The following is a 20,664-nucleotide window of genomic DNA, read 5'->3' as shown; positions in this document are numbered from 1 at the left end:
TTTTATATTGCATGTTGTAAAGATACGAAAACTTTACGACATAACGAAGCCCTGGCTTGAGAAAGTCGGGGCTTTGATATAAAAAAAGGATGTGCCTATTTTGACACACCCTCTTACTACGCAGATGAAAACAAGCAGATGGATATAATTCCGCATTAGCACCTCGTGCGGAATAATTCGTGTCTATTTTTTCGAGATAAAACTCTTTTACAGGTTTGTGGTTTGGCTTTAATTCAAAATCAATGTAATCGATATCATTTTCGCCTTGTTCCGAAATCCATAGATTTCCTATAGCATCGTCAGCAACTATACATTGCCTTCTGACATCAAACTCAATCATGTTTGACCATGTGCATGAGGCAAAGACAATAATTGTAATTATTGTAAATACTAAATTCTTCATAATCTTCACTCTTGTTTTTCCCATCCTTTACCTGTTTCATAGATATATTTCACAGAACAGAGAGATGGTTTGGTGATAGTGAACCTACAAGAAAAAAGTTCACTTTGTATTTTCCTTGTCTAAAATTAAACAAAGAGAATCAAGATAATCTGTCTGCATCTGAATATATCTTACCTTGCTATACTCTATTTTAATGATGCCACTTTTTCTTAGTTCTGTATCGTAAGAATCTAATGTGAAAAAATTGAAATTTACTTCTTTTACTTTACCCACATACAGCACATCTTCACGATGCAAACATACTGCTATCAATAGATTTTTTTCTTTCAGAAAAGAGCATAGCAGGTTGTCATCGTCCAAGATATCTGAAAATAGCTTGGGTAAGATTTCTTTTGCTTTATTCTTTATTGATAGAATTTTATACTGCAACGTATCTTCTTTTATTTCATAAGTGTCGGAAATGTATCTTTTGTTTGTAAATTGAAACCCATCTAATACATAGTCAACAACATTAAGTCTAACAAATGACCAGCGTGTTCCGTTTCCTAAAAGGATGCCTGTTACAAGCTCCTTAAAACGCTTTATTTTAATTTTTACTAATTCCATTTTTCTTATGTTTATTTGTATCTTATGACTTTAGACTCTTAGATTCGAGAATCCGGGCGAACTGCTTTACATTGCAGATGAATCGTGATTATGGAATCATCACGAGCAAAAAGACTTACTTGTAAAAAAATATGTAATCAAAATCAGCAAAATCGCAGTACATAATTCTCTTTAAATCTTTTTGAGGCAACGACCAAAAGTCGTTCCAAATCAAAGGAGGTGTTTCGAATGTGCAAACAGGAAATTCATGAATGCCGAAACCACGAATCTTACAATTTGCGAATATTGGAGTAATATAAACAGAAATCGTTCTTTCGTCCTTTGGATGAGTATAGTATGTTTTTATCTGTTGGACTAACTTTCGGTTCTGCTTCAATATTTTCATACCTGGTTCGTTTATGTAGTCACACTCATCTACTGCCCAATACCCAATACCAATCATACCATTATCAGATTTAATCAAATCAAGGTCAAGATCATCCTCTATTACAAACAAAGGCATCATTTTTTCCTTATAAGAAACTCGTGTAAAACAAGAATCTAACGGAACTATCCAGAGATAATCCCCGCCATCGCAGAAAAAACGATTTTTCTTCCAAGTCTTTTCAAAAGTAAAAACAAGGTAGTGTGTTAACTCTTGCGCGTTGGAATTTGCTGCAACAAACATCAGCAAGATAAAAAGAATTGTTTTTCTCATATTTTAGCATCTGGAATAAAATTCAACATTTTAACTCCGTAACGCTTCATGCGGTATATTGAGCCGCTGTGATGTATGTTTTTTTCACAATTTAAATTGGTGCTTTACGGCTGTAAATATACAAACTATTTTATGAATGAAGTCTATTTCTGACAATATTTTGAAAACAAAAGCCTGATTTTCGCACATTGAGGGGACAATGTTGTCATCGCCAACCTTGTTCAGACTCAGTTGAGACTTTCCCCGAATCGTTCTCGAACCTTCCAGCTTGCTTCGACGTACCTTCGACGTACCTTGAATCTATCTTCCTTCTACCTTCCCTCTACCTTGCCGCTATTTTGTATTTACCAAAAGACAAAAAAGTCCACTTTTTCTACAATTATAAATTTTGAATTGTCCATTGTCAACTCTAAGTCAAGTGAATTATGAATTGTAATTCTTCGTTGAACCTTCCCCCTTGCTTCCCCCTTGCTACCTTCTTGCTATCCCCTTGCTACCCCCTTGCTACCCCCTTACTTTCGGCTTGCTTGGATGTGTCTTGAATCTTCCTTCTATCTACCTTCTTTCTACCAACCATTTTGTATTTACCAAAAGAATAAATCAGTTACAAATTATCCCTTATTAGTCCCAGATTTTCAACTTTAAATTTTCAAGTTTCATAATTGCATCAATATACGCATCTCGAACCTTCCGTCTTGCTACCGTCTTACTATCGTCTTGCTAGCTCGAACCTTCCCCCTACCTTGAAAGTAACTTTTTTGGCATTTTTCCGCATATTGATTCATAACTTTGCATATTATTACTAATCCAAATGACACAGATATTGCCAGTTATGCGTAAAAAATATGTCAACATTACAGATTCTTTAAAAAATTGTATTATTTTTGTGCGCAAATGCTTTATAGGTAAAAATGTAACCATGACTTTCATACAAACGTATACTAAACAAATCATTAAATTATCATTATTGGCTCTGCTCTCCTCGTGCGGATGCGAGAAGGTCTATATGTACTCCGGATTCAATGAACCGGCTACCGACGGATTGCGCTACATTACGAGCAACGACGGCATAAACTGGACGAGCATCAACGGAACATGGCTAAAGCCGCAGGTGGGAAAGCAGAAGGTTATGCGCGACCCTTCCATCATTCAAGGCCCCGACGGAACGTTCCACTTTGTGTGGACAACGAGCTGGCGACACGACAACACCATCGGATACGCATCGAGCAAAGACCTTATAAACTGGAGCGAGCAACGTGCCATTCCGGTGATGGAGAGCGAAAAGGACGTCGTAAACGTGTGGGCACCCGAACTTTTCTACGACGACGAGAAAGAGCAGTTCGTAATTGTGTGGGCATCGTGCATTCCGGGACGCTATCCCAGAGGAGTGGAGGACGAGAAGAATAATCATCGCCTTTACTACACTACTACGAAGGATTTCAGCACTTTCAGCAAACCCGAGATTATCTACGACCCGGGATTCAGTTCGATTGACGCAACCATCGTGAAACTGGCAAAGAAGAAGTATGTGATGGTTCTGAAAGACAACACCCGTCCGGCACGCAACCTGAGGGTCGCCTTCGCCTCATCGCCCTACGGTCCTTACGGTGAACTTAGCGACTCGCTTACTCACAAGCTTACCGAAGGTCCTACGGTATCGAAAGCAATAAACGGCTACTACTACATATATTACGACGATTACAACTATAACCGCTTCGGCGCACTGAAGACCAAGGATTTCAAGACATTTGCCGATGCCACAAGCGAAATCCACGTTCCGGCACTGCACAAGCACGGCACGGTGTTCATGGCACCAAAGAAGATTGTAAAGAAATTGATAGAGGATTCAAAAAAGAAGAGATGAGTAAATTAGGATACTTAATAACTGCACTGATGATTGCCTCGACAAGCATCAACGCACAGGAAAAAATTCACTACACAGGAAGCGAGTGGGCCGACCCTTCGGCTCACGACGGACGACTGACGCCTGTAGTCGGCGTCCACAACATTCAGGTTATGCGCGCCAACCGCGAAAAGCCATCGGCCGCCAACGGAAACGGATGGACATACAACCATCAGCCTATGCTTGCCTACTGGAACGGCAAATTCTACCTTCAGTATCTTGCCGACCCTGTGGGAGAACACATTCCGCCATCACATACGCTGCTGATGACATCTGCCGACGGCTACAACTGGACTAATCCAACAATAGTATTTCCCGAATACAAAGTGCCCGAAGGCTACACCAAAGAGACCTACAAGGGCAAGGCGCACAACCTTATTGCCATTATGCACCAGAGAGTGGGCTTCTTTGTTGCCAAGAACGGTAAACTTCTTACAATAGGCAACTACGGAGTGGCTCTCGACAAAAAAGACGACCCTAACGACGGCAACGGCATAGGCCGTGTGGTAAGAGAGATAAAGAAGGACGGCACGTTCGGTCCTATCTACTTCATCTACTACAACCATAACTTCAACGAGAAGAATACCGATTTCCCTAACTATAAAAAGGCTAAGGACAAGAAATTCGTTCAGGCTTGCAACGAACTTCTGGCAAGTCCGCTGGCACGAATGCAGTGGGTTGAGGAGGCCGACAGAGACGAGCCTATGATTCCGCTCAGAAAGCCGTACAAGGCTTTTAACTGGTACACATTGCCCGACGGACGCATAGCCTGCCTATGGAAACATGCGCTTACAAGCATCAGCAGCGACGGCGGAAAGACATGGCTCGAACCGGTTGAGCGCGCCAAGGGATTCGTAAACAGCAATGCTAAGATTTGGGGTCAGAGACTGAGCGACGGAACATACGCAACTGTCTACAACCCATCGGAATACAGATGGCCACTTGCCATCTCGCTCAGCAGCGACGGACTCGAATACACCACGCTTAACCTCGTTCACGGCGAGATTACGCCTATGCGCTACGGCGGAAACTACAAAAGCTTCGGTCCTCAGTACACACGCGGCATTCAGGAGGGAAACGGAGTGCCTTACGACAAGAATCTGTGGGTTACATACAGCGTTAACAAAGAAGATATTTGGGTAAGCCGCGTGCCCGTGCCCGTTCGTCTGAAGGCAACGGCACACTGCAACGACAACTTCGCTTCTTACAAGACCGTTGCCGACATGACCGACTGGAACATCTACTCGCCAGTATGGGCTTCTGTATCGCTGAAAAACGGCTCATTGCTGATGCAAGACCAAGATCCGTTCGACATGGCAAAGGTTGAGCGCGTTATTCCAAGCACCAAGGAACTTGATTTCAGCATAAAGATGAAGGCTGAACAGACAACTGCGCCGTTCATCATCGAGTTTCAGGACGAGAGAGGCACTGCCGGCAGCCGCATAGAACTGACTTCCGACGGAAAGATTCTGGTGAAAGGCGGCGCTCGATATGCCAACATCGGAAAATACGAGGCTGGCAAGGAACTGAATCTGAGCGTTCATCTTACAACAAACGACCGCAATATCACAATCTATCGCGATGGCAAGAAGGTGGGACTGCGTATGTTGTTCGCGCCAATCCGCAGCGTCAGCCGAATTGTGTTCCGCACCGGAGCACGATTCACCGAGCCAACCATCGACACGCCTGCCGACAGAGACACAGACCTTCCGCGCGCTGGAGAGAACGACCCTCTGGCTTCGTTTATAATCTCCGAAGTGAAGACTGCCGACACCGAAGCGGCTCAGACTCTCGGCAACGCAGCAATTCTCCGTGCTTCGGACTACAAACACTACGTCGATTACTTCAACACGATGGAGGCAGAGGCCGACAGCAACCAGCAGGCTATTCCTAACAGCGAGGCTTGGGCATGGATGAACGAGAATGTTCCGCTGTTCGAATGTTCAGACAAGAGCCTTCAGGAGATGTACTACTACCGTTGGTGGACTCTGCGCAAGCACATCTGCCTTACAGATGGCGGATACGGAATGACCGAATTCCTTGTAAAGCGCAGTTATTCAGACAAATGGAATCTTATTGCGTGCGCTGTCGGTCACCACATAATGGAGAGCCGCTGGCTTCGCAACCCTAAGTACCTCGACGGAATCATACGCACTTGGTATCACGGAAACGAGAGCAAGCCGATGGCTAAGATGATGAAGTTCAGTTCGTGGAATCCGTATGCCATCTACCAGCGTTATCTTGTCGATGGCAAGAAAGATTCGCTCCTTGCCAAGCGCAAGGATTTGACTGACGAATATTACCGCTGGGAGAGCACTCACCGCCGCAGCAACGGCTTGTACTGGCAGGGCGATGTTCAGGACGGAATGGAAGAGAGCATCAGCGGCGGACGCCGAAAGAAATATGCCCGTCCAACCATCAACAGTTATATGTACGGCAACGCGTGGGCTCTGGAGCAGATGGCTAACCTTGCAGGCGATGATGCCAGCGCGAAACTCTTCTGCCAAAAGGCTGACACTATTCAGAATCTGATAAATACAAAACTCTGGAGCACAAAACTGCACTTCTACGAGACTTCACGCATCGACTCACTTGCAGGCGTTCGCGAGGCTATAGGATATCTGCCTTGGTATGTAAACATGACTATTCCAGACAGTTGCAACGTGGCATGGAAGCAGATTGACGACGAGGAGGGATTCTCCGCTCCGTTCGGTCTTACAACCGCCGAGCGCCGCCACCCTAAGTTCCGCACTCACGGCGAGGGCAAATGCGAGTGGGACGGCGCAATATGGCCTTTCGCATCGGCACAGACGCTCACAGCCTTGGCAAACGCCCTGAACTCGTCGGCTAAGATGCCCGAGGGCATTGGCAAGCAGACTTTCTTCAAGCAGATGAAACTTTATGTTGAGAGTCAGTATCGCCGCGGCAGACCCTACATTGGCGAGTATCTCGACGAAAAGACGGGACGATGGCTGAAGGACGACCAACTGCGCAGTTTCTACTACAACCACAGCACATTCAACGACCTTGTCATAACCGGCATAGTGGGCTTGCGCCCTGCCGAGGGCACTTCGTTCGTGGTCAATCCGCTTATCACGGCCGACGCACTCGATTACTTCTGCCTCGACAACGTTCTGTATCACGGCCACATCGTAACGGTTATCTGGGACAAGGACGGCTCAAGATACCATCAGGGAAAGGGGCTCAGCGTGATGATTGACGGCAAGAAATCAGCCTCATCAACATCGCTCAATCCGCTCACCTGCGTAATAAAATAATAAAATGAAAAGAATACTCTTACTAACTATTATCTTAATTCGGGTGTGGGGCGCTGCTTTTGCGGCCTCACACCTTTGCGTTTTAAGCACAACGTGCGAACTTCAGAAACACTTCATAACCGTAACCGAGATGCCTCGTCTGGGCTGGCAGATGAAAGCCAACCGCAACGGCGAGAAGCAGTCGGCCTACGAGATTGAGGTTCGCAACGCCATCAACAAAAAAACGGTCTACAAAACCGGAAAAATCGGCTCGACAGACAGTCAGTTCATCAAACTGAACACCGACAAGATATGCGCCGGAAACACCTACGAATGGCGCGTGCGAGTGTACGATGCCGACAATCAGCCATCGGCGTGGAGCAAGTTCCAGATGTTCTGTTTCGCCCCCTCATTCACAAAACAAGCCACATGGATTGCTGCAATGCGCAATGGCGATGCCCGCCTTCCCGAAGGCAGAATATATCAAGGCGCGGTTCTGAAGAAAGCCAAGGCAGAATGGGACAAGAGCGACACGATGTCGGTACGCAGCATCTGCCTGCGCAAGGAATTCAGCGTGAACAAGAAGATTGCCAAAGCCATTGTGCACGTTAGCGGACTGGGACAATACGTTATGAACATTAACGGAAAGCCTGTAAGTAACGACGAGTTTGCGCCTCTGTGGAGCGACTACGACAAGACGGTTTATTACAACACTTTCGACGTGACTTCGCAACTCAGAGGCGGCGCAAATGCCATCGGCGTGATGCTTGGCAATGGTTTCTACAACGTTCAGGGCAGAGGCAGATACACCAAACTTCAGGTGGCTTTCGGCGTTCCAACGCTGTGGCTGCAACTCGACATTGCCTATTCCGACGGAACGCATCAGACCGTAAAGACCGATGCCACATGGAAATTCGCGCCGAGTGCCGTAACATTCAACAGCATTTACGGAGGCGAGAGTTACGATGCCCGACTTGAACAAAAGGGATGGGACAGCCCGGGCTTCGATGCATCGGCATGGCGGTATGCCGAACTGAACGAAGGGCCGAAGGGCGAACTCGTTCCGCAACAGGCAAAGCCGGTAAGGATTATGGAGCACTTCTCCTCTGTTTCGTCTAAGAAACTGAATCCAAGCGACTTTACAGCCATCAGCAAGATTCAGAAGAGAATGCCCGACTCAAGCGCGGTTGTGCTCGACATGGGACAGAATCTGGCAGGATTTCCGCAAATCACGGTCAGGGGCAAGCGCGGACAGAAGATTTCGATGTGGGTTTCAGAAGCCCTCACTCCCGAGGGCGCGATAAACCAGCGGCAGACAGGCCGTCAGCACTTCTACGAGTACACTCTGAAGGGCGACGGACGCGAAACATGGCATCCGCATTTCTCTTACTACGGATTCAGATACATTCAGATTGAAGGCGCGGTTCTGAAGGGCGAGAAGAACGACAGGCATCTGCCGGTAATAGACGATGTGAAATCGTGCTTCATCTACAACTCGGCCGACGAGATTTCTTCATTCGCCTGCTCCGACACGCTCTTCAACAAAGTTCACCGCCTCATCGAGCGCGCCGTGCGAAGCAACATGCAGAGCGTGTTTACCGACTGTCCGCACCGCGAAAAACTGGGCTGGCTTGAGCAAAACCACCTTAACGGTCCGGGACTCTACTACAACTACGACCTCACAGCTTACATGGCAAAGGAGATGCGCGACATCGCCGATGCACAGCAGCCCGACGGAATGGTGCCGACGGTAGCACCGCTCTACGTCGTGTTCACAGGCAAGGGAATGGACGATTTTGCAAACTCGCCCGAATGGGGCAGCGTGCTGATAATCATCCCGTTCCAGTATCGCGACGCATACGGCGACGACTCGCTGATACGCAAATACTACGCCAACATGGTAAGATACATCGACTATCTTTCGTCGAGAGCCGACAGCGGAATCCTCTCGTTCGGCTTGGGCGACTGGTACGACTACGGCGACTTCAAGGCAGGATTCTCGCGCAACACGCCCGTTCCGCTCGTTGCCACGGCTCAGTATATCATGGACATTCAGTATATGATTGAGGCGGCGCGCATCGTTGGCAATGCTTCAGATGAAAGCCGATTCAGACATCTTCTCGCAGATGCAGTCAAGTCGTTCAACAACAAGTTTTTCGATACCGAAAAGGGCACTTACGGAACGGGAAGCCAGTGCAGCAACGCCCTTCCGCTGTTCCTTGGCATTTGCGGAGAAAACCGCGACAAGGCGATGGAGGCTCTCCTCGGCGACATAAAGAAGCACGGCAACCGCCTCACCACGGGCGATGTGGGCAACCGCTATCTGTTCCAGACATTGGCGCGCAACGGCTACAACGACCTGATGTACAAGATGATGGCTCACGACGAGGCTCCGGGCTACGGATTCCAACTGAAATTCGGTGCAACAACGCTTACCGAGCAGTGGGACCCTCGCCAAGGCTCATCGTGGAACCACTTTATGATGGGACAGATTGACGAATGGTTCTTCCGCACCATCGGCGGAATAATCACGCAGCCCGACGGCTCTATCGTCATCGCACCGGTTGCCGCCGGCAGTCTGAAGAATGCCGATGTAACTACGGCCAACCTCTACGGAAAAATCCGCTCGTGCTGGACTCTGTCGGACGACGGACTTTTCAGCCTAGAATGTGAGATTCCGTGCGGCTCGTCGGCAACAATCCAGATGCCCGACGGAAGCCGGCACAGCGTTGGCTGCGGAAAATTCAGTTTCAGCTGTAAGAAGTAAGAAGATGCAAAAAATAAGAGTGAGGAGTAGTGTAATTGAAAAATAATCGGTAATTTTGACCGAATATTTAAGAATGACATGAATTACACAACTCAACAACCCGGCATTGAATCGCGTTATTATTATCTTGACAATCTGAAAGTTGCACTTACCGTGCTTGTTATTTTTCACCACGGCGGCATTGCCTACGGCGATGGAGGCGGATGGGCTTACACACCCTCGAATCCCGCTGAATTTATGCCGTGGATATGGCATTTCTTCAGCACCAACGCAGCCTTCTTTATGGGATTGTTCTTTATGATTTCGGGATATTTTGTGCCGCGAAGTTATGCCCGACAAGGTTTCGGCACGTTTATCGGCAAAAAAGCAATGCGGCTACTCATTCCAACAGCGGTAATCACGCTGCTCTTTTCGCTCGGCTCGCATCAATTGGAGGTTGGGCATACTTGGTTTCTCGAAAGCCTTTTCTTGTTCTGCCTGATTTATGCAATCATCAGACTGAAATTCAAAGAATTATCTGCCGACAGAATCCCTACGCTCTTGTTCATGGCCATCACGGCAACGGCGATGGCCATTGGCTCGTATTTTATCCGTCAGGTAAGTCCGCAAGACAATTGGATTTGGCTTCTTGGCATCATAAAAATAGAACCTGCGCACTATCTGCAATACATAATGATGTTTGCACTGGGCATAATTGCCGGACATTCAGACGGTTTTACAAAAATGAGCAGTCGCACGGGATTAACGGCTTTGGCAATTGGCGTTGCGCTGTGCATGCTAAATTATCTGCGTGCCGACAATGCTATCGGAGCGTTCATCTACCAATGGTTCGGAATTTTCGAATCGTTTTTGTGCGTTTTTCTGTGCTACGGATTGATATGGCTTTTCCGCCAATATCTTCCAAATACGGGCAAATTTGCATCATGGTGCGCTGCACAAGCCTTTGGCGCATACATCGTTCATCTTCCGCTGATGCTCATTTTTCAAAACATCTTCGACAGATTATGGATTGGTGCTTTTGGTAAGTTTATGTTTATCAGCATCATAACCACCATAGCATCGTTTGTGCTTACATGGCTTCTGAGATTGATTCCGGGGGTAAAGAAAGTGTTGTGATTTTTTGCTGCTGTGCGAGAAAAAAATGTTATCTTTGCTGCGGAATATTATTTTGATTTGTAATTCTTTAAGAATATGCGTAAGATTTTATTATCGATTATTGCATTGTGCATTTCAGGCGCAACTTTTGCTTCGCGTCCGCTGAAAGGATTTAGAACACACGTTCAGAGTGATGGAAAGACAATTAACATCCAACCAACCGGAAACTCGATATCCGGATTCTACGTTACAAACGACGACTTTGCCCTCTATTCGGTCGATGGCGATTTCTTCTACGCATATCTCGATGCCGAAGGAAACTTCAAGAACAGCGGCATTTTGGCGCACAACAAGGAAGAGCGCACCGAGGCCGAAAACGAGCTTCTGAAAGGCAGCGAATATCAGAACGTGGCATCGCGTTTCGAATACGAGCCTGAGACATACTGCCTTCCAAACAACGGCAAGACAACCCGCGACGTAGGAACACGAGAATTGTCGACCGTAACATGCAATGGCGAACAGAATTTCCTTGTCATGCTTGTCGATTTCTCAGATGTTCAGTTCAAAACCGAAGAGATAAGCAACACCAATCCTGTCGCATACTACGACCTTGAGTTCAACGGTGAGGATGCAAAACAAATCTTCGATATAACGAAAAACAGCGCAAGCATAAGACAATACTTTATTGACCAGAGTTCTGGTCTGTTCAAACCATCGTTTGATGTCTACAACAAGATTTACAGAGCTAAACAGCCTTCTACATACTACGGCCAGGATTCTGGAAGTTCGAAAGATGTGAATATCAGACGACTGAGAGACGAGATTGCAAATTATCTCAAGAATGAAAATATCGACCTTGCAAAATACGATTCAGACAAAGACGGACAGATTGACTGTCTAATTGTCGTCTTTGCAGGCCAAAGTCAAGGAATTCCCGGAGGACAATCCAATAACATTTGGAATAAATGTATACCTGGAAGAAGCAACTTTTCAACTTGCGGAATATACAATATAGGCACAACCGTATTTTCAAGCGAAAGATACACAGATTCAAATGTTACATACATAGAAGGAATGGGTACACTATGCCACGAGTTTTCTCATGCCTTGGGACTGCCTGATATGTACTGGACAAAAAACACCGAATACTTCGGCCTCGACATTTGGAGTCTTATGGATTGTGGCTGCAACCTCACGAACTCTTCGGAGATTGTTGGAACAAAGCCTGTAGGATACACTGCCTACGAAAAAGCATTCATGGGCTGGACAGAATTGGAAGAACTGAAAGAAGGCTATCAAGAATTCAAAAACCTTCGTTCTATTGCCAACGGCGGAAAAGCATACAAAATCACAAATCCGAACAACAGTAATGAATATCTAATTATAGAAAATCGACAAAAAGACAATTGGACTCTTATAAGAAGCGGTTTGCAGATAATGAAAGTAAATTACATATACGACAAGTGGGTAAATAACATCGTTAACAGTTATGAAGACCAACTTTGTACGCTTATTCCTGCCGATGGAGTACTTACTATCCCCGTAAATGAATCGGATTATCAGGATAAACAGGAATATCAGGAAGATAATGAGAAATATATTGTCAGTCTATTTGGAGACCTGTTCCCTATTGATGATGCGCTTATTGCCAACTACGGTCAATACGGTCTTAATACAAAGGTTACGGAATTTGTACCGACAGACGAAAGCCTGTTCTACTACAAATTCCCTATCAGAAACATCACCAGAGACACTAATGCTTTCACAGTTTCATTCACCATCGGAAACAATCCTACTGGTGTAGACGCAGCAAACGCAGCGGCTCTCGTAGATGTCTACGACGTTAGCGGCATCAGACTGCGCAAGGATGTAGAAGCCGGCACAGCAACCGACAATCTGCCAGAGGGCATCTACATCGTCGGAGGTAAGAAGGTAATAAAAAGATAACAAATAAGAATAAAGACAATACGCTTGTGAAAAACATTACGGGCGTATTGTCTTTTATTTTTTCCAAAACGAAATAAAAACTAAAGGTAAAGTCTTTATATACAGACATAAAATTACTAATTAAGAACCATGAAAGTTAAAAATTACATTAAACATGCTACGATTGCAGCCTTGCTCACGATAAGCAATGCCACCCAAGCACAAGACTATCGGCTATGGTACAATCGTCCTGCCGAGCGATGGACAGAATCGCTGCCGCTTGGAAACGGACGACTGGGAGCGATGGTATTCGGCAATCCGCTCGTTGAGCATCTGCAACTGAATGAAGAGACAATTTGGGCCGGACGGCCAAACGGCAATGCCAACAAAGACGCTTTGGAATGGATTCCGAAGATACGCGAGATGGTTTTTGCCGGCAACTTTGCCGAGGCACAGAAGGCTGCCACGCAGCACGTTAAATCGGCAACAAATCAGGGAATGCCCTACCAGTCGTTCGGCGACCTTCACATCAGTTTCAGCAACCAAAGCAACTACACCGATTATTATCGCGAACTGAGTCTCGACTCGGCCCGCACACTCGTTACATACAAGTGCAATGGCACAAACTATCGTCGCGAAACGCTCACATCGTTTACCGACGACCTCGTTGTCATGCACATTTCTGCCGACAAGAAGCAGAGCATCACGTTTCAGGCAATGTTCACAAGTCCGCATCAGGATGTAAACAAGTTCTGTACCGAATCGGGCATTGCCATGAGCGGCGTTTCAAGTTGGCACGAAGGTCTGAAGGGAAAGGTTCAGTTTCAGGGCATTGCCAAGGCCTATGCCGATGGCGGACGGGTGACAGCTCGCGACGGCGTGCTGTCAGTCGAGAACGCAAACGATGTTGTTCTGGTTGTTTCGATAGGCACAAACTTCAAGAACTACAAGAGCATCGACGGAAACGCTGCCGAGAGATGCCTCGGCTTTCTGAAAGAGGCCGAAAAGAAGTATGCCAACACATCGGCTAGCCAGATGTTCGGGAAGATGAAGCAGAGCCATTTCGACTTCTACAACAAGCAGATAAGCACATCTGACCTCAATCTGGGCGAGAACAAATACAAAAATGTTCCGACAGACGAGCGCATTGCCAACTTCAAACAGACGCACGACTCGCATCTGGTGGCAACATACTACAAGTTTGGCCGCTATCTGCTCATAAGCTGCTCGCAGCCGGGCGGTCAGCCAGCCAATCTGCAAGGCATCTGGTGCGACAAACTGTTCCCGTCGTGGGACAGCAAGTACACCTGCAACATCAATCTCGAGATGAATTACTGGCCGTCTGAGGTTACTCAACTTACACACCTTAACCAGCCGTTATTCAAACTAATTGAGGAGATTTACGAAACCGGGCAGGAAACGGCTAAGATTATGTATGGCTGCAAGAGGCCGGGCAGTTGGGTTCTGCATCACAACACCGACATCTGGCGCGTTACCGGAGCAATAGACAATTCGCCTTCGGGAATGTGGATGAGCGGCGCGGCATGGCTCAGTTCACACCTGTGGCAGCACTATCTGTACACAGGCGACAAGGATTTTCTGGCTAAATACTATCCGATAATGAAGGGTGCGGCTCAGTTCTTTGCCGAGACGATGGTCATAGACCCTAACACAAAATATCTTGTGGTTGCACCAAGCAACTCGCCCGAGAACACTCACATGGGCAGCAACAAAAAGTACACAATCGCATCGGGCTGCACAATGGACAATCAACTTGTATGCGAGTTGTGGAACACCATCATTGCCGCATCCAAGATTCTTAACTGTGATGCCGATTTTGCCTCGGAACTTGCCGGGCTGAAGAAGAAGATGGCTCCGGTGCAGATTGGCAAGTGGGGACAACTTCAGGAGTGGATGTACGACTGGGACGACCCTTCGGACAATCACCGCCACATCTCGCATCTGTATGGTCTGTTTCCAAGTTATCAGATATCGCCTTACCGCACTCCCGAGCTGTTCGATGCAGCACGCACAACACTCATTCACCGCGGCGACATATCAACAGGCTGGGCAATGGGCTGGCGCGTGTGCTTCTGGGCACGACTGCTCGACGGCGACCATGCCTACAAGCTAATAGAGAACCAGCTCACGCTTGTGCGCAACGAGCCTAAGAAGGGCGGAACTTATCCAAATATGTTCGATGCTCACCCACCATTCCAGATTGACGGTAACTTTGGCTGCACCGCCGGAATTGCCGAGATGCTGATGCAGAGTTACGACGGCTTCATCTACCTTCTGCCAGCCCTGCCTTCGGTTTGGAAGGATGGCGAGATTAAGGGTTTGAAGGCGCGCGGCGGCTTCGTAATCGACATGAGCTGGAAGAACGGCAAGATAAGCCGACTCGAAATAACATCAACCCTTGGCGGAAATTGCCGTCTGCGCTCGCTCAGCAAACTGTCGGGCAGCGGACTGAAAGCGGCTCGCGGCAACAATCCGAACCCTTTGTTCCAAATTCCCGAAGGATTGGGCATGAAGAACAATTCGCAGGTTGAGTTGAAGCCGACTGGCGTAAAGGACACTTATCTTTACGACCTCGGCACGAAAAAAGGAAAGAAATATGTAATTATAGGTAAAAACTAAAAAAGAATGAATTCTAAACTTAAACAAATGCTCTGCGCTGCCCTGCTGATGATGGGAATGACTGCAAGCGCAGCACCTTCGAAAAACGAAATTCCATGGAAGAACGGCGACCTGCGCGTTAGCGACAACCACCGCTACCTTCAGAACGGCGACAAGCCTTTCTTCTGGCTGGGCGAGACGGGATGGCTTCTTCCTGAGCGTCTCGACCGCGACGAGGCTCAATACTACTTGGCAAACTGCGCCAAGGCCGGATACAACGTTGTTCAGGTTCAGACAACAAACGCCTGCCCTACCTTCAACGTGTACGGACAGTCGTCTTTCCCTTTCGGATTCGACTTCAAGAACATAAACCGTGCTGGAATATACGGCTACTGGGACCACATGGACTACATCATCAAGACTGCCGAGAAATACGGCATCTACATCGCCATGGTGTGCATCTGGGGCTCGCAGGTCGAGAACGGAAACTTCGGCGTGGCTGAGGCAAAGGCCTATGGCAAATTCCTTGCCGAGAGATACAAGGACTACCCTAACATCATCTGGGTTATCGGCGGCGACATCCGAGGCGACAAGAAGCCAGAGGTGTTCAAGACCCTTGCCAACAGCATCAAGGCTATCGACAAGAAGCATCTGATGACATTCCACCCACGCGGCAGAACAACGAGCGCAATGTTCTTCAACAGCGAGAAGTGGCTGGACTTCAATATGTTCCAGAGCGGACACCGCCGTTACGGACAGCGCAATGGCGACGGCGACTATCCTATCGAGGAGAACACCGAGGAGGACAACTGGCGATTCGTAGAGCGCAGTCTGGCAACCGAGCCGATGAAGCCAGTGCTCGATGCCGAGCCAATCTACGAGTTCATTCCGCAGGGACTGCACAACCCAAAAGAAACACTGTGGATGGACTACGACGTGCGCCGCTATGCTTACTGGAGCGTCTTTGCCGGCTCATTCGGCCACACATACGGCCACAACAACATCATGCAGATGATAAAGCCGGGCGTTATAGGCAGCTACGGAGCTGACGGCTCTGTAAAGCCTTGGTACGAGGCGATGAAAGACCCGGGCTTCTCGCAGATGATTCATCTGAAGAAGCTGATGCTTGCCTTCCCGTTCTTTGAGCGCGTGCCCGACCAGAGTGTCATTGCCGGCACAAACGGCGAGCGTTACGACCGCGCCATCGCAACCCGAGGCAACGACTATCTGCTTGTATACAACTACACAGGCCGTCCAATGCAGATTGACCTTTCAAAAATCAGCGGAAGCAAGAAGAACGTGTGGTGGTACAACACCAAGAACGGACATCTTACATACATCGGCGAGTTCGACAGCAAGGTTGTGCCATTCCAGCACGACAGCGGCTATTGCAGCGGCAACGACCAGGTGCTAATAGCCATCGACTCGGCTGCCGACTACATCAAGAAAGACTGGGCACAGATTCCTTGATTCCTACTAAACTGAAACCAAGCTATCAAAAGTAAATGAAAAGATTAACTATACTTTTACTAATCGTCCTTACGGCTGCGCACATAGCCGTGGCAAAGCCAAAGAGCCCGTCGCTATGGGTCGGCAGTCTTAAGGTCGAGCAGATGAGCAGTCCGATGGGCATCGACGCCCGTCGTCCGCGCCTGAGCTGGATCATCGGCTCAACGCTGAACGATGTCAGGCAGACAGCCTACGAGATTATCGTGGCATCATCAGCCGAGAAACTTGCCAAGGACGAAGGTGACATCTGGTCGTCGGGCAAGGTAGAGAGCGACTCTTCTGTGCTCGTGGGCTACAAGGGCGCACCGCTGAAAAGCAATCAGCGATGCTATTGGAAGGTGCGCGTCTTCACAAACAAGGGCAACACGCAGTGGAGCGCACCCTCGATGTGGAGCATGGGCTTGCTTAGCGAGAACGACTGGTCTTCGCGCTGGATAGGATTAGACCGCGCCATGGGCTGGGAAAGCGAGACTCAGTGGAGCCGTCTGTCAGCTCGCTATCTCCGCAAGGAGTTCAAGCTGAAGGAGGGCAAGACGATGAAGCAGGCAACGCTGCACATCTGCGGTCTGGGAATGTACGAGGCGTTCATCAACGGACAGAAGGTGGGCGACCGCGTTCTCAACCCAATGCCGACAGACTATCGCCGCACGGTTCTGTACAACTCATACGATGTTACGAGCCTGCTTAAGCAGAGCAACGCCATTGGCGTAACGCTCGGCAACGGCCGCTTCTACACCATGCGCCAGAACTACAAGCCTTACAAGATAACCAACTTCGGATATCCAAAGATGCGCCTCATGCTCATTGTCGAGTATTCCGACGGAACAACCGAGCGCATAGGCAGCGACGAGCGTTGGAAACTCTTCTGCAAAGGTCCGATACTAAGCAACAACGAGTACGACGGCGAGGACTACGACGCCAACCGCGAAATGCCGGGCTGGAGCGAGCCGGGCTTCGATGACAAAGAGTGGATGAAGGCACAGCGCGTGTCAATCCCTTACGGCACTCTGCGCGCATCCATGGCGCCGGGCATGAAGGTGATGGAGCAGATAAAGCCTCAGCGCGTGTTCAAGGCACGCCGCGGCAACGGCTACATCATCGACATGGGACAGAACATGGCCGGATGGCTCAAGATTAAGGTTCAGTCGGCAGCCAAGGGCGATACAATCCGCCTGCGCTTTGCCGAGACTCTTCAGAAGGACAGCAGTCTGTACATTGCCAACCTGCGCGATGCGAAATGCACCGACACATACGTTGCCAACGGCAAGGAGAAGGGTCGCGAGTGGTCGCCTACATTCGTCTACCACGGCTTCCGCTTTGTCGAGGTTACTGGTCTGAAATACGCTCCGCAGGCAGCCGACTTCACAGGTGAGGTTATCTACGACGAGATGAACGTCATCGGCAACTTTGCATGCGACAACGATGTTCTGAATCAGATTTACAAGAATGCTTTCTGGGGCATACGCAGCAACTACAAGGGAATGCCTGTAGACTGCCCTCAGCGCAACGAACGTCAGCCTTGGCTTGGCGACAGAACGAAGGGCTCGCTGGGCGAGAGTTTCATCTTCGACAATGCCGCCCTCTACACCAAGTGGATGGACGACATCCGCGAGGCACAGCGCGAGGACGGCTGTATTCCTGATGTTGCGCCTGCCTTCTGGAACTACTATTCCGACAATGTTACATGGCCTGCCGCCTTCTTCTTTGGCTGCGAGATGCTATACAACCAGTTTGGCAACAAACAGCCTATCATCGAGAACTACGCAGCCATGAAGAAGTGGATGCAACACATCTCATCAACCTACACAAAGAACGGACTCATCACGCGCGACAAATACGGCGACTGGTGTGTTCCGCCAGAGAAACTGAACCTGATACACAGCGAAGACCCTTCGCGCATTACCGACGGAACGCTTATATCATCGGCATACTACATCGGTCTGCTAAAGATGATGAGCCGCTTTGCCGAGATGCAGAATCTGAATGACGAGGCGCAACTCTACCTCAAGCAGGCAAACCAGATGGCAGAGGTATTCAACTCAACCTTCCTGAAGGTAAAGAAGGGCATGACGCTGCGTCCGGGGCATCCGCTCTATCCCGACAGCATATACTATTCAAACAACACCGTAACGGCAAACCTTCTGCCTGTGGCATTCGGCATCGTCCCAAGCGAGTATGAAGACGAGGTGGTGAAGAACATCTCAGCCACAACGCTCAACAAGCACAAGGGCGTTGGTCAGATTGAGTGCGGCGTAATCGGCGTTCAGTGGATATTGCAGCAACTCTGCCAGCACGGCCGTTCAGACTTGGCTTTCCGCCTTGCAAGCAACGACGACTATCCTTCGTGGGGATACATGGCAAAGCAGGGCGCAACAACCATCTGGGAACTGTGGAACGGCAATACCGCCGACCCTAAGATGAACAGCGGAAACCATGTCATGCTTCTGGGCGACCTCATTCCGTTCCTCTATCAGAATCTGGCAGGAATAAGAGCCACAGAGCCGGCATATCATCATATCGACCTCTGTCCGCAGACCGACATAGAGAATCTTAGCAAGGTCGATTGCTCATACTCAACTCCTTACGGCGAGGTTGTGAGCAAATGGCACAAGAATCTGCAAAAGATGCACTGGCAGGTTACTGTTCCGTGCAACACTACGGCAACAATCCATCTGCCCGACGGCCGCACCGACGAGGTTGGCTCGGGCACTCACACATTCGACATCAGTCTGCCAAAGATAAACGAGGCAGTTACTTGCAGCGAGTTCCTCTACGAAAAAGCACCGTTCAGGGAGTGCCACGCAGCAACCGTTGCCGAAACTCCGAAGGGCGACCTTGTAGCCACATTCTTCGGCGGAACAAAGGAGCGCAATCCTGATGTCTGCATCTGGGTGTGCCGCAAGCCTAAAGGCTCTGACAAGTGGACAGAACCACAGTTGGTGGCCGACGGAAAATACAGCGCGGTGACTAAGAGTGCATTCCACGAGACAGACAGCGTAACACGCAAGGCTTGCTGGAACCCGGTTATCTTCCAAGTTCCGAAGGGCGACCTTCTGCTGTTCTACAAGATTGGTCTGAACGTAAAGGACTGGACAGGATTCGTTACCCGAAGCAAGGACGGCGGAAAGACTTGGCAGACTCCTCAGGCTCTTCCTGAGGGCTTCCTTGGTCCTATCAAGAACAAACCTGTAATGGTAGGCGACAAGATTTACTGTCCGTCGAGCACCGAAAACAAAGGCTGGCGTCTGCACTTCGAGGTAACAGACAAGAAGCTGAGCAAATGGCAGAAAATCGGTCCTCTGGAGGCTGAACTGTCGCTTCCTACGGCTGTCAGAAAGAGCCCTGTAACAACAAAGGACGCTCTCGGCAACAACAAGAACGACCAAGAGGCTGGCGAGGCAATAAAGACGGCAAAGCCTCAGCCAATCCTTGCCATTCAGCCAAGCATCATGTTCCTGAAAGACGGTCGTCTGAAAGTTCTTGCCCGCACCCGAAACGCTAATCTGGCAACAGCCGAGAGCCGCGACAAGGGCAAGACTTGGAGCAAGGTAACGCTGAGCGATTTGCCGAACAATAATAGTGGTACGGATGCCGTTACTCTAAAGGACGGCAGACAGATGCTCATCTACAACGATTTTTCAACCATCGATGGCACTCCAAAAGGTCCTCGCACTCCGCTGAGCCTTGCCATAAGCGATGACGGCGAACACTGGCGCAAGCTGATGGATTTGGAAACAAGCCCTGTGAGTCAGTACTCCTACCCTTCCATCATTCAGGGAAGCGACGGAAAGGTCTACTGCATCTACACATGGCGTCGCCGCCGAATAAAATTCGTCGAGATAGACTTAAACAAACTCAAATAGTAAATACCTTTATCGTGGC

The 20,664-nt window shown here is 48.7% G+C and carries 11 protein-coding genes; 8 read left to right on the top strand and 3 right to left on the bottom strand.

Annotated features, from left to right (window positions below; genetic code table 11):
- The 3 genes from T538_RS0110690 to T538_RS0110675 form a co-directional block, all read right to left on the bottom strand.
- On the bottom strand, positions 1-403 hold a 403-nt coding region (locus T538_RS0110690; RefSeq protein ID WP_155993122.1), incomplete at its 3' end, for a hypothetical protein.
- A gap of 99 nt (positions 404-502) precedes the next feature.
- On the bottom strand, positions 503-1,009 hold the full coding sequence (locus T538_RS0110680) for a hypothetical protein (RefSeq protein ID WP_031533769.1): 507 nt from the start codon (positions 1,007-1,009) through the stop codon (positions 503-505).
- Between the two features lie 115 nt (positions 1,010-1,124).
- Positions 1,125-1,706 carry a hypothetical protein gene (locus tag T538_RS0110675; protein WP_031541195.1) on the bottom strand — a complete coding sequence of 194 codons (582 nt, stop codon included), beginning with the start codon at positions 1,704-1,706 and terminating at the stop codon, positions 1,125-1,127.
- A 928-nt stretch (positions 1,707-2,634) separates the two neighbouring features.
- Here T538_RS0110675 and T538_RS0110665 point away from each other — a divergent pair.
- The 8 genes from T538_RS0110665 (at position 2,635) to T538_RS0110630 (ending at position 20,645) form a co-directional block, all read left to right on the top strand.
- A complete protein-coding gene (locus T538_RS0110665) occupies positions 2,635-3,570 on the top strand; it encodes a glycoside hydrolase family 43 protein (protein WP_369794998.1) in 936 nt (311 codons plus the stop codon).
- Positions 3,567-6,887 (top strand): MGH1-like glycoside hydrolase domain-containing protein, encoded by a 3,321-nt coding sequence (locus T538_RS0110660; RefSeq protein WP_031533766.1) that lies wholly within the window; start codon positions 3,567-3,569, stop codon positions 6,885-6,887. Before T538_RS0110665 ends, T538_RS0110660 begins: the two co-directional genes overlap by 4 nt.
- A 4-nt stretch (positions 6,888-6,891) precedes the next feature.
- Entirely contained in the window at positions 6,892-9,633 is a 2,742-nt protein-coding gene (locus tag T538_RS0110655) for an alpha-L-rhamnosidase (RefSeq protein ID WP_051656035.1), read from the top strand.
- Between the two features lie 78 nt (positions 9,634-9,711).
- A complete protein-coding gene (locus T538_RS0110650; RefSeq protein ID WP_031533764.1) occupies positions 9,712-10,749 on the top strand; it encodes an acyltransferase family protein in 1,038 nt (345 codons plus the stop codon).
- A gap of 75 nt (positions 10,750-10,824) precedes the next feature.
- Complete coding sequence (locus T538_RS0110645; protein ID WP_031533763.1) at positions 10,825-12,675, top strand: M6 family metalloprotease domain-containing protein; 1,851 nt, start codon at positions 10,825-10,827, stop codon at positions 12,673-12,675.
- 129 nt (positions 12,676-12,804) lie between these two features.
- On the top strand, positions 12,805-15,294 hold the full coding sequence (locus tag T538_RS0110640; protein ID WP_031533762.1) for a glycoside hydrolase family 95 protein: 2,490 nt from the start codon (positions 12,805-12,807) through the stop codon (positions 15,292-15,294).
- 6 nt (positions 15,295-15,300) lie between these two features.
- Positions 15,301-16,743: a glycoside hydrolase family 140 protein gene (locus tag T538_RS0110635; protein WP_051656034.1), complete on the top strand. Its 1,443-nt coding sequence runs from the start codon at positions 15,301-15,303 to the stop codon at positions 16,741-16,743.
- Between the two features lie 35 nt (positions 16,744-16,778).
- Positions 16,779-20,645 carry a family 78 glycoside hydrolase catalytic domain gene (locus tag T538_RS0110630; protein WP_051656033.1) on the top strand — a complete coding sequence of 1,289 codons (3,867 nt, stop codon included), beginning with the start codon at positions 16,779-16,781 and terminating at the stop codon, positions 20,643-20,645.
- Positions 20,646-20,664: the final 19 nt, after the last annotated feature.

It is taken from the genome of Bacteroides sp. Ga6A2, from assembly GCF_000702225.1.
Classification (GTDB): domain Bacteria; phylum Bacteroidota; class Bacteroidia; order Bacteroidales; family Bacteroidaceae; genus Ga6A1.
This window is presented reverse-complemented; position numbering and strand designations above follow the sequence as displayed.